This window comes from Pacificispira sp. (assembly GCF_965228185.1).
Classification (GTDB): Bacteria; Pseudomonadota; Alphaproteobacteria; order UBA8366; family Aestuariispiraceae; genus Pacificispira.
In genome coordinates this window covers 742,098-753,309 of record NZ_CBDDHE010000006.1, presented here as the reverse complement: position 1 = coordinate 753,309, position 11,212 = coordinate 742,098, and the positions used below count along the sequence as shown (strand labels likewise).

General features: G+C 64.0%; 11 protein-coding genes. 4 read left to right on the top strand and 7 right to left on the bottom strand.

From position 1 onward, the window contains the following. Positions 1 to 55 precede the first annotated feature (55 nt). From ACO06O_RS14245 to ACO06O_RS14230, 4 genes are read left to right on the top strand one after another with little or no spacing between them, the layout of a single operon-like run. A complete protein-coding gene (locus ACO06O_RS14245; protein ID WP_421880917.1) occupies positions 56 to 721 on the top strand; it encodes a DUF6134 family protein in 666 nt (221 codons plus the stop codon). Between the two features lies 1 nt (position 722). Next, a complete protein-coding gene (locus ACO06O_RS14240) occupies positions 723 to 2,258 on the top strand; it encodes a cryptochrome/photolyase family protein (protein WP_421880914.1) in 1,536 nt (511 codons plus the stop codon). Next, a complete protein-coding gene (locus ACO06O_RS14235) occupies positions 2,255 to 3,010 on the top strand; it encodes an SDR family NAD(P)-dependent oxidoreductase (RefSeq protein ID WP_421880912.1) in 756 nt (251 codons plus the stop codon). Before ACO06O_RS14240 ends, ACO06O_RS14235 begins: the two co-directional genes overlap by 4 nt. A 13-nt stretch (positions 3,011 to 3,023) precedes the next feature. Then, positions 3,024 to 3,479, top strand: a complete 456-nt coding sequence (locus tag ACO06O_RS14230; RefSeq protein ID WP_421880910.1) for a nuclear transport factor 2 family protein — start codon at positions 3,024 to 3,026, stop codon at positions 3,477 to 3,479. Here the strand turns inward: ACO06O_RS14230 and ACO06O_RS14225 are convergent. The 7 genes from ACO06O_RS14225 to pdeM form a co-directional block, all read right to left on the bottom strand. Beyond that, on the bottom strand, positions 3,460 to 4,038 hold the full coding sequence (locus ACO06O_RS14225) for a DUF3833 domain-containing protein (RefSeq protein WP_421880908.1): 579 nt from the start codon (positions 4,036 to 4,038) through the stop codon (positions 3,460 to 3,462). The genes ACO06O_RS14230 and ACO06O_RS14225 overlap by 20 nt on opposite strands. Next, positions 4,035 to 5,375, bottom strand: a complete 1,341-nt coding sequence (locus tag ACO06O_RS14220) for an MFS transporter (RefSeq protein ID WP_421880906.1) — start codon at positions 5,373 to 5,375, stop codon at positions 4,035 to 4,037. Before ACO06O_RS14220 ends, ACO06O_RS14225 begins: the two co-directional genes overlap by 4 nt. Positions 5,376 to 5,388: 13 nt before the next feature. Further along, positions 5,389 to 6,627, bottom strand: a complete 1,239-nt coding sequence (locus ACO06O_RS14215) for a class I SAM-dependent methyltransferase (protein ID WP_421880903.1) — start codon at positions 6,625 to 6,627, stop codon at positions 5,389 to 5,391. A gap of 44 nt (positions 6,628 to 6,671) precedes the next feature. Then, positions 6,672 to 7,445 (bottom strand): DUF1365 domain-containing protein, encoded by a 774-nt coding sequence (locus tag ACO06O_RS14210; protein ID WP_421880899.1) that lies wholly within the window; start codon positions 7,443 to 7,445, stop codon positions 6,672 to 6,674. Then, complete coding sequence (locus tag ACO06O_RS14205; RefSeq protein ID WP_421880896.1) at positions 7,442 to 8,806, bottom strand: NAD(P)/FAD-dependent oxidoreductase; 1,365 nt, start codon at positions 8,804 to 8,806, stop codon at positions 7,442 to 7,444. The genes ACO06O_RS14210 and ACO06O_RS14205 overlap by 4 nt, the downstream gene beginning before the upstream one ends. 3 nt (positions 8,807 to 8,809) lie before the next feature. Beyond that, the gene (locus ACO06O_RS14200; protein ID WP_421880893.1) at positions 8,810 to 10,252 is read right to left on the bottom strand and encodes a cryptochrome/photolyase family protein; all 1,443 of its coding nucleotides are present in this window, start codon (positions 10,250 to 10,252) and stop codon (positions 8,810 to 8,812) included. A 270-nt stretch (positions 10,253 to 10,522) separates the two neighbouring features. Next, positions 10,523 to 11,212: a ligase-associated DNA damage response endonuclease PdeM gene (gene pdeM / locus ACO06O_RS14195; protein ID WP_421880890.1), complete on the bottom strand. Its 690-nt coding sequence runs from the start codon at positions 11,210 to 11,212 to the stop codon at positions 10,523 to 10,525.

Sequence of the window (11,212 nt, the reverse complement as noted above, 5' to 3'; positions counted from 1 at the left end):
ACCCCAGTGCGCCGCGTATCGCAAGTCGTGACACGCCATATGGGAAGCATACGCCATGTCCTTGAAAATGCACCGACGGACCCTTCTGCTTGGGTTGGCTGGAACCGCCCTGACCAGTGGAACATCGCCCACCTGGGCCGGTCTGACCGGGGCGGAGGCGGACCGGGATTTCGCGGTGTTCCGCAACGGCGATCCGATCGGACATCACCGGATCGACATGCGCACGGAAGGCGACCGGACGATCGTCGATATCGACATCCTGCTGGAAGTCGGCCTCGGCCCGCTCGTGCTCTACCGGTACCATCACAAGAACCGGGAGATTTGGCAGGACGGCGCCTTCCAGAGTTTCGAATCGGAAACCGACGACGATGGTGACGCGTATCGCGTGCGGGCGGTGCGGCAGGGTAGTGAGATCCTCATCGCCCGTAACCGGGGCGACAATTATGCGACTGGCGACCTGAGCCTTTTGCCCACAACATACTGGAATCCGGCCACAGTCGACCGGCCCCGACTGATCAACACCCAGGACGGCGAGATTGCCGAAGTGCGTGTCGATCGCGGCGGCTGGCAGACCGTCGATACCGGGGCCGGGCAGGTCGAAGCCCGGCGCTTCGATGTCGACGGGGATCTGAAACTCAGCCTCTGGTACGACCGTGACGGCCATTGGGTGAAGCTGGCCTTCCCCCTCAAGGGTGACAGTTTCGAATATCAGCTGGCCTGAGATGGGCGCGTCTGGTGGGAAGCTGCGTCTGGTCCTCGGCGATCAACTCTCGCTGGACCTGTCCGCCTTGGCGAACCTCGATCCGTCTGCCGATACCGTATTGATGGCGGAGGTCGCGGAAGAAGCGACCTATGTGCCGCATCACCCGAAAAAGATCGCCTTCCTGCTTTCCGCCATGCGGCACTTTGCCAAGGATTTGGAACGTAGGGGTGTGCGCGTACGCTACATCCGCCTGGACGATCCAAAGAACAGCGGCAGCATCCTGGGTGAAATCGACCGGGCGATCGAGGACCTCGTCCCATCCTCTGTCGTTGCGACGGAATGCGGGGAATGGCGACTGCAATCGGCCCTGGAGGGTTGGCGTGGACCGGTGCCTCTGGAAATTCTGGACGACGATCGCTTCATTGCGACGCGTGCGGAGTTTGCGGCCTGGGTCGAGGGCCGGAAGCAATTGCGGATGGAGTATTTCTATCGCGAGATCCGCCGCAAGACCGGGCTGCTGATGCGCGACGACGGCACGCCGGAAGGCGGGCAGTGGAATTTCGACAAGGAAAACCGCCAACCGCCCGATACGGGCCTGTTCCGGCCGACCCCACCGTTGGCAATAGAACCGGACTCGATAACCAGGGAGGTCATCGATCTGGTGCGGGACCGGTTCCCGGACCATTACGGCAGTCTGGACGGTTTCGCTTTCGGCGTAACGGCCGAGGAGGCGGAGCGTTGCGCCGACGCCTTCTTCGAAGACCGGCTGCCCCTGTTCGGTGACTATCAGGATGCGATGCTGACCGGTGAGCCGGTCCTCTACCACGCGCTGTTGTCCCAGTATCTCAACGCCGGACTGCTGGACCCGCTGAACCTGTGCCGGCGGGCCGAAGCCGCCTGGCGCGACGGGCATGCGCCGCTGAACGCGGCCGAGGGCTTCATCCGGCAGATTTTGGGCTGGCGGGAATATGTTCGGGGCGTCTACTGGCTGAAGATGCCGGATTATGCCGAAACGAATTTCCTGGACGCGCACCGGCCGCTGCCCGAATTCTTCTGGACCGGCGAGACGGATATGAATTGCCTGCGCCAATGCATCGGGCAAACCCTGCGGGACGCGTACGCCCATCATATCCAGCGGCTGATGGTCATCGGCAATTTCTCCCTTCTGGCCGGATTGTCGCCGAAGGCCGTATGTGCGTGGTACCTCTGTGTCTATGCCGATGCGTACGAGTGGGTGGAGCTTCCCAACACCCACGGCATGGCTTTGTTCGCAGATGGCGGCATTCTGGGGTCCAAACCCTATGCGGCCAGCGGCAAATACATTGATCGGATGTCGGATTACTGTCGCGACTGCCGCTATGATCCGAAGAAGCCGGTGGGCGCGGATGCCTGCCCTTACAACTATCTGTACTGGGATTTTCTGGACCGGAACGCGGAGACCCTGTCGGGAAATCCGCGTATGGCCATGATCTACCGGTCGATGTCCCGCATGGCGCCGGAAAAGCGGCAGGCCATGGCGCAGGATTCGGCCAAATTTCTGGAGGCGCTGACATGACTGCCGACAATCGCAAGGTAATCTGGATTACCGGGGCCAGCATGGGGATCGGCGCGGCCATCGCCCGGCGCGCCGCCCAGGAAGGCTGGGCCGTCGCGGTCAGCGCGCGGTCGCGGGACAAGCTGGCCGCACTGGAGGCGGAACATGATGCCATCCACGCCTATCCACTGGATGTGTTGGACCGGGGTGAGAACGCGGCGGTGCTGGACCGGATCGAAGCCGATCTGGGGCCGGTGGATATCGCGGTCCTGAATGCCGGAACCCATGCCGACATGCCGGCCGCCGAGTTCGACGCCGCTGCCGCCGCGCGCATTTTCGATTTGAACCTGACCGGATTGGCCAATGGGATCGAACCGGTTGTGCAGCGTTTTCTGGCGCGCGGCCGGGGGCGGCTCGCCCTGACGGCCAGCGTCGCCGGCTATCGCGGCCTGCCCCGCGCGGCGGCTTACTGCGCCAGCAAGGCGGGTGTTATCGCGATGGCGGAGTCCCTGGCCGCCGAAATCGGGCCGCGCGGCGTGACGGTTCAAGTGATCTGTCCGGGCTTCGTGCGGACCCCGCTGACCGACAAGAACGAGTTTCCCATGCCTTTCCTGATGGAACCGGAAGATGCCGCCGAAAGGGTCGTAAAGGGACTGCAGGGCACGTCCTTTGAAATCGCCTTTCCGCGCCGCTTCGTCTGGCAGCTCAAACTCTTGCGGCTATTGCCCGCCGCCCTCTACTTTCGGCTGATCCGGAAAGCGACCGGTCTTTAAGCGGGGGTAGGGTATGGGCGACGGGACACTATTGGACGCGACGCGCCGTTGGGCCAATGCCTTCGCGGCGCCGATGCCGGAAGGGCTGGAACAGCTGCTGGCACTGGCCAGCGACGACATCCGGTTCACGGATCCGTTCAACGATGTTTCCGGTAAGGCCGGCCTGCGCGCGATTCTGGAGGACATGACCGAGCGGTGCCGCGAGGCCCGCTTTACCATCCTGGACGTCGCGGCGTCCGAACGGGCGGGCTACATTCGGTGGCGGTTCGACTTCATACCGCGCGGGCGGGGCCGGTCGGCATGGTGCTTCGAAGGGATGAGCGAAATCCACCTGGATGCCACCGGGCGGGTTTCGGTGCATGCGGATCATTGGGACAGCGCGACCCAGCTTTACGCCAAGCTGCCGGTCGTCGGCTGGCCGCTGCGCCGCATCCGGGCCGCGCTGACAGTCACTCCGCCGCCTGAGTGACCTGTTCCCGACCGGCCTGCGCGGTCGCCGCCGGTTTGCTGAACGAAATCACGGCCGTGCCCAGCTCGATTCCCCATTTGGAAACGGTGGCGCGGTTGATGACCGTGCCGTTCGGCTGCAGGAACATCCAGTCGTCGAAGGCCACCCGCAGCGTCCGATCCTTCATTTTCAGATCGAACGTGTATTCCCAATGGAACGCGTTCCCGGCGATTTCGCCGCGTGCCAGGCCGATGACGCCGTCGGCATGGCCTTCATATCTGTTCTCCCCGACCCGCGTCAGCGTCCAGACTCGCCGTTCGGTCTCGCCATCGTCATAGATGAAATCTTCGACCAGGGTCAGGCGATCGCCCTCCACCGTGCCTTCGATATCGACCACGAACTGCCGGCGCACGTCGCCGAACCGGTCGTAGAAGATGCCGGACGCCTCTGTCTTGCCGGCGAAGAATTGCTCCAACTCCAGCTTCGGCTCTTGGTTCTCGAAATCAGATACTTTCATCCCGCTACATCCCATCAATGCCAGCAGCGCCAGAACCGCTGCCCAGGACTTGCCAAATCTCATCCGACCGACCTTTCGATACGGGCGCGCAAGCCGCCCTGTTCATCGGCGTTCAGCGGAAACCGCCACATCAGGGCGATCGCCGCGGCTTTGAAGGCGATGGGCACCGCGCCGTAGAGCAGCGCCAGAACCAGCGCACCTTCATTTGGCCCTACCGGGCCGGCTGTGCCTTCCGTGTCGAGACCCACCGCTTCCAGAACCGGAAAGGCGATCCCGACCGCCAACGCCAGGGCCAGCTTTGTCGCCATGCCCCATAGGGCGAAATAGATCCCGGTCTTTGCCGGGCCGCCCTGGGCCGTGTCGACATCCACGGCATCGGCCTGCATCGAGGGGGGCAGCGCCAGATCCGCGGCCAGTGCGAGCCCTGTCCCGACGCAAAGCGCCAGATAGAGCATACCGTCGCCCGGTCCCAGAAAGGGCGCGAGGGCAAACCAGGCACAGGCCCAGATCATGGCGATGCACCAAGCACGGTGCTTGCCGATCCGTGCGGCGATCCAAAGCCATAAGGGCAGCCCTGCGATCGCCATCAGGAAATACGTTGCCAGGAAGGTTCCGGATTTCTCCGGTTGGCCAAGAATGACGCCGACATAGAGCAAAAACAGCGTGGCGGGCAGGCCGTTGGCTATTCCGTTCAGTATCCACGCCGCCAGCAGCCGCACGAAGGGCTTGTTCCGGATCATCCGGCGCAAATCTTCCCGCCAGGCCGGCGGCGGGACGCGGACCGTGATGGGCGGGTCGGCCAGGAACAGAAGCGCCGGGGCCACCGCCAGCGGCAATCCCACCGCCAGGACCAGACCGACCGTGGCCAAAGCTTCGGCGCGCGTTTCCGGCGATCCTGCGGCGGCGACGAGGCCGCCGGCGACCAGGGTGCCCAGCACGACGAATCCTTCCCGCCAGGCGGCGATGCGGTTGCGCTGCGCGTAATCGCCCGACAGTTCCGCCCCCCAGGCCTGATAGGGCAGCATGACCAGGGTCCAGCCGAGATGGAGGATCAAACCGGCGATCAGCAGATAGGCCAGGCCCGCGTCGACAGGCGGCCGGAACATCATCCAGCCGCCTGCGACGGCGACCGGCAATCCGACGGCTACCCACAGCTTCCGGCGGCCGAAACGGGTGCCGATCCGGTCGGACAGCATGCCGACCAGCGGGTCGGTGACGACGTCCCACAGGCGCATTGCCAGGACCACAAGTCCGACGGCCGCGAGGCCCAGACCCAGATCGACCGCGTAGAAGTTCGGGATATGGATATAAAGCGGCAGGGTGACCGCCGCGAGCGGCAGCCCGGGCAAGCCGTAGAGGATCAGCGATCGGAGCCCGATCGCCGGATAGGGCGACGACATGAGGGGACCCGCCTTAAGCCCGGGCCAGGGTCACGCGTTTGACGTCGATATTGTCGGCCCGGAATCCGGCCTCGCAATAGGCCAGGTAATATTCCCACATCCGCTTGAACCGGGTATCGAAACCCTGGGCGCGGATGTCGTCCCAGGCGGCCTGGAACCGGTTGTTCCATTCCGCCAGCGTCCTGGCATAAGACAGGCCGAACCCTTCGCTGGAAATCTGTGCCAGCCCGGCCTTTTCGGCGCTCTGCCGCAGGGCGGTCGGCGAAGGCAGCATGCCGCCCGGGAAGATATAGCGCTGGATGAAATCAGGGCGGCTTCGGTAATTGTCGAAATGCTTGTCGGCAATCGAGATGATCTGCAGCGCGGCGCGCCCCCCCTCGGTCAGCCGGTCGCGCAGGGTTTCGAAGAAGACCGGCCAGTATTTCTCGCCGACCGCCTCGAACATCTCGATGGACGCGATCCCGTCGAACCGGCCTTCCAGATCGCGATAATCCACCAGGCGGATGTCGACCTTCTCGTTCAGCCCTTCGCGCTGCATGCGCGCCTTGGCGTAATCGTGCTGTTCGCGAGAGATGGTGATGCCGGTGACATGGGCGCCGCGCTCCTTGGCGACGCGTTCGGCGAATCCGCCCCAGCCGCAGCCAATTTCCAGGATGCGGGCGTCCGAGCCCAATTGCAGGCGGTCCGCCAGCAGGTCGTATTTCAACGCCTGGGCGCTGGTTAGGTCGGGGGTCTTCTCCGCGAACTGGGCCGATGAATAGGTCATGCTGGGGTCCAGCCAGCGTTCATAGAACGCGTTCCCCAGATCGTAATGATGGGCGATATTCCGGCGGCTGCCCTCGCGGGAATTGCGGTTCAATGTCTTGTGGATCAGGCGGTTGGCCGCGCGATACAGCATGCTGCCGTTCAGCGTCTCGTCCAGGGCCTCGTAGTTCATTGCCCCGACCGTCAGGAAATCCGCCAGATTGGGGCTGTCCCAATCGCCGTCCATATAGCTTTCGCCCAGACCGATATTGCCGCCCAGGATCATGCGGCGGATGAACCGGTTGTTGCGCACGACCAAGCGGCCGACCGGTCCCGGTTCCTGACCGCCGAACCGCCGCGTCACCCCTTCCGGCACGGTGATTTCGAACGTGCCGAAGCGAATCCGCTCGGCGACCGCGAAGGTCAACCGGCTAGCAAGGGACAGGCGGGGTATGCCGTTCTCCGTTTCCATTTCCATAAAGGTGGTGCTGCGGTCGATATCGGTCATGGGATCACCGGTCTGTTTCGCTGTCAATTGTCAGTCACGCGGCATCAGCGCGTGACATGGGCCGCCGGCCGGGGCGGTTTCGAATGGAAGCGCGCGCCTTTCAGCCATAGCCGCAGGGCTTCCCAGTGGATGCCGGCCACGACCTTGGCGGTCATCAGCGGATGCCGCGCGATGGCGGTGGCGATTGCGCGATCCGTCAAATCCCGGCCGCGGCCGGTATGGCGCGCCATCAAAAGCGGTGCGTCGGATGAATCGGACTGCCGGATCTGAATTGCCAGCCGGTCGTCCGGCGGGCGGACCGCGAAGCGATAACGGCAATCCATCTCCAGAAAGGGCGACACATGAAAGACCTTGCGGGTCTCCTGACGGACAGTCTCGTTCCCCGTTTCTTCGACCGGGATCAGATAGCCGTGCGATTCGCCGAATGTGTTCGACACTTCATACAGAATTGCCCGCAGCGCCCCGTCATGTCCGTAGCAGAAATGCAGGGACAGCGGATTGAAGGCATACCCCCAGAGGCGCGGAAAGGTCAGAAGCCGCAGCGGCGCGCCGCGCAGATCGATCCCTTGTGAATGCAGCGATTCTTCGACCCAGGATCGGATGGTCGATCCGTCACGGCGGCCGTAATCGCGGTCGTGCAGGCTGACCGGCGCCCAGCGGTTATGCCCGAACAGCCGGAGGGTTCCGTCCATCTCCGCCAATTGGTCCGGATCGACCAGAATGGAAAAGACGGAATAGCTCAATTCATGCACGACCGGCTTCAGGCGCTTGTGCATCACCTTGCCGAAATAGAGCGTGGCGTCGGGCGGGCCGCTCATGCCGCCGCCTCGATTTGTGCCGCACGGACGGTGCGTGGCCTGGGCAGTGTCTCGGTGTCGCGCAGGACGGCGCGCATCGCGTGGACCGGGCGATGTCCCCAGGGCGCGTCGACGCCCAGGGCGCGCGCGACCGCAACGGCGGAGCCCAACCCGTCCTCGTGAAAGCCATAGCCGCAATAGCTGCCGCAGAACCAGACCCCGCCGGCGCCCTGGATGTCGGGCAACTGGGTTTGGGCCGCCATGGCGCCATGGTCGAAGACCGGATGATCATAGTCGAATTCGGCGACGACCTGGTCGGCTGCAATGTCCCGCAGCGGATTCAACGTCACGAACAGCGGATGCGCCGGGTCCAGCGATTGCAGATTGTTCATCCAATAGGTGACTGACACGCGGCTTTCGGACTGGGCGTTGCCGCGCTCTGTCAGATAGTTCCAGCTGGACCATACCTTCTGCCGGATCGGCATCTGGCCCGGGTCGCTGTGCAGGATCGCCTTGTTCCTCTGGTATCCAAACCGGGACAGGATCGACGTCTCGCGTGCCGATTGATCCGAAAGCAGGGCAGCCGCCTCGTCGCCGTGGCAGGCGAAGACGACCTGGTCATAGTGTGCGCTATCGCCGTCGGCTAGATGGACGGTGACGCCCTCCGGTCCCCGCTGGACGGCGCGGACGCCGCAGCCGGTGCGGATGTCGCTCGCCAGTCCTAGTCGCAGACGCTCGACATAGCTGCGGCTGCCGTTCTTCACCGTCCACCATTGCGGCCGGTCGTTGACCTGCAACAGGCCGTGATTGTCGAAGAAGCGGATGAAACTGGCCGCCGGGAAGGCCCCCATCGTACTGACCGGGCAGGACCAGATCGCGGCGGCCATCGGCAGCAGATGATCGTCGATGAAGCTTTGCGAATAGCCGTCACGCTTCAGCAGGTCGTCCAGCGTCAGTTGGGCACATCCGTCATTCGCAAGAAGATCCGGTGCGGTTTTATAGAAGCGCAGGATGTCGTGGATCATCCGAAGGAAGCGGGGCGAGACGAGATTTCGCTTCTGCGCGAACAGGCTGCGCAGGTCGCTGCCACCATATTCCAGGCGGCCGCCATCGGCGGAGACGGCGAAGGACATGTCGGTCTTGATCCGAGCCACGCCAAGCGTGTCCAGCAGGCCGATCAGGTTCGGATAGGTCCGTTCGTTATAGACGATGAAGCCTGTGTCGACCGGAATGCTGCCGCCGCCTTCGATGGGCACGTCCACGGTATTGGAATGGCCGCCGGCATAGGCGTTCCGCTCATAAACCGTGACTTTGTGCCGGCGGGACAGAAGCCAGGCCGCCCCCAGCCCGGCGATGCCGCTACCGATAACTGCAATTTTCATGGTTCAAGCCGCCCCTTTGATTTCATCATATGCGTTCAAGGCCCGCTCCCGCGCGCGGCGATGATCGACGATCGGTTTTGGATAGGTCCGCCCCAATGCGATCCCGGCGTCTTCCAGGACACCGGTCGGCGCGGTCCAGGGTTCGTTCAGATACTTGTCGGGCAGGGCAGCGATTTCCGGGATCCAGCGGCGGATATAAGCGCCCTTTGGGTCGAACTTTTCGCCCTGGCCGATTGGATTGAAGATTCGGAAATAGGGCGCTGCATCCGCGCCGCAGCCCGCGACCCACTGCCAATTCGCGACATTGTTGGCCAGATCGGCGTCGACCAGCGTGTCCCGGAACCAGGCTTCGCCGCGCCGCCAGTCGATCATCAGATGCTTGATCAGGAAGGATGCGGCGACCATGCGGACGCGGTTATGCATGAACCCGGTATGCCACAGTTCACGCATGCCGGCGTCGACCAGGGGATATCCCGTACGGCCCTTCTGCCACGCCTTCAGGGCATTGTCGTCGTCGTGCCAGGGAAAGGCGTCGAACTTGCCGTTGTAATTCTCTGACGGCAGGCGCGGATTGTTGAACAGAAGATTGTGGTTGAAGTCCCGCCAACCGATCTCGCGCAGGAAGGACCAAATGCCCGATTCCACGGCGGCACCTCTGCGGCGCGCGGTGTCCCGGGCGATGTGCCAGATTTCCCGGGGGCTGATCTCCCCGAACGCCAGGTGCGGGCTGAGCCGCGATGTGCCGTCCAGATCGGGACGGTTCCGGCGGTCGCCATAGCCGCTGACGCCGTCATCCAGAAAATCGGCGAGCCTCGCTCGCGCGCCTGCCTCGCCCGGTTGCCAGCTTTCCCGAAGGCCTCCGGCCCAATCGGGTTTTGTCGGCGACAGCGCCCAATCTTTCAGGGCCTCACCGTCGGCCGCCACACCCGGAATAACGGTTGGGGCGGGGACGGGCGCGGGCGGGTCGCCCAGCGCGCAGGACGCCTTCCAGAACGGTGTGAAGACACTATAGGGTCCGCCGGTCTTGGTCTTGACCTCCCACGGCTCGTTCAACAGCGTACCGTTGAAGCTGTCGACGGTGACCCCATCCTCTGTCAGGGCGGATTTCAGTGCCGCGTCCCGCGCGACGGCCGCCGGTTCGTAGCAGCGATTCCAGTATACGGCCTCGATCTCGAGGTCCTGGCAGAGGGCGGGGATGATGTCCGCTGGGTCGCCGGATTTCAGAATCAGCGCACCACCCCGTTCCGCGATATCGTCGGCCAGGGCAGCCAAGCTGTGATGCAGCCACCAGGCCGCGGCCCCGCCGACGGGCAGCGAGCCTTCGGACACGTCATCCCGCACGAACACACAAGCGACCGGGCCGCCGCGACGGATCGCGGCATCCAGTGAGGGATTGTCTGAAAGGCGAAGGTCCTTGCGAAACCAAACGAGACTGGGGCCGGTCATGAACGCTCCCAAAGGGGTCGGCGAAACGGGTCGCCGGACAAATTATCGCGGCGTGTAAAACGATACGCGATACCGGTTCCATTTGGATTACGCTCCGGGATCAAATTTTTTTGCCTTCCGAATTGATCCGACCGCCGGTGGCCGGCGTATCGCCTATGCATTCCGGGAAAGCCGGGATGCCGACGGTAGACCCCTCCCCCCACATCTACCGATGGCACGGATGGGCCGGAGCGTTTCGCTTCGGCCCATTTCGTTTGTGCTGGATCCGTATCAGGCGGCTTTCCTCAATCGAGATCGCGGTACGCGCAGCACGCCTTGGCGCAGCGCCAGATGGACGGTGAAGCCTTTTGGGAACAGGCCGGAGATCGCCGTGTCCCACACATTGAGCCCGCCTGTATAGGCGCCGAAAGCGGGCAGGATCAGGCGTCGGGAATCCTCAACGAAGCACCGGGCGGACAGGCGTCGGGCGCGGGTTTCGACAGCGGCCTTGGGATGGAAATGCCCTGAGATTTCGCCCGCCCCGGCCTGCGGTGACGCCTCGTGCCGGAAGACCAACGGACCGTCGACCGCTTCCTCCATCACGATGCCGCCGAGATCGGCGGGCGGGGCGGGGTCGTGATTGCCGGCGATCCACACCCAGTCGCACTGCCGGGTCAGGCCGACCAACTGGTCGCGGTCCTGGGGCGTCAGCCGCGCGGCCGCCCGGACGTCATGAAAACTATCACCCAGACAGATAACGCGCTTCGGCCGGGTCGCCGCCATCGCCTGCCGCAGGGCCGTCAGGGTCGCGCGGCTGTCATAGGGGGGCAGCATCTGGCCCGTCGCCGAGGCGAAGGCGGATCCCTTCTCCAGATGCAGATCGGCGACGATCAACGTCTCGCGATCCGGCCAGTACAGCGCGCCGTCGGACCGCGCATGCAGCACCGCGCCATTCAGGGGAAAGGAGCTATTCAAGGACAT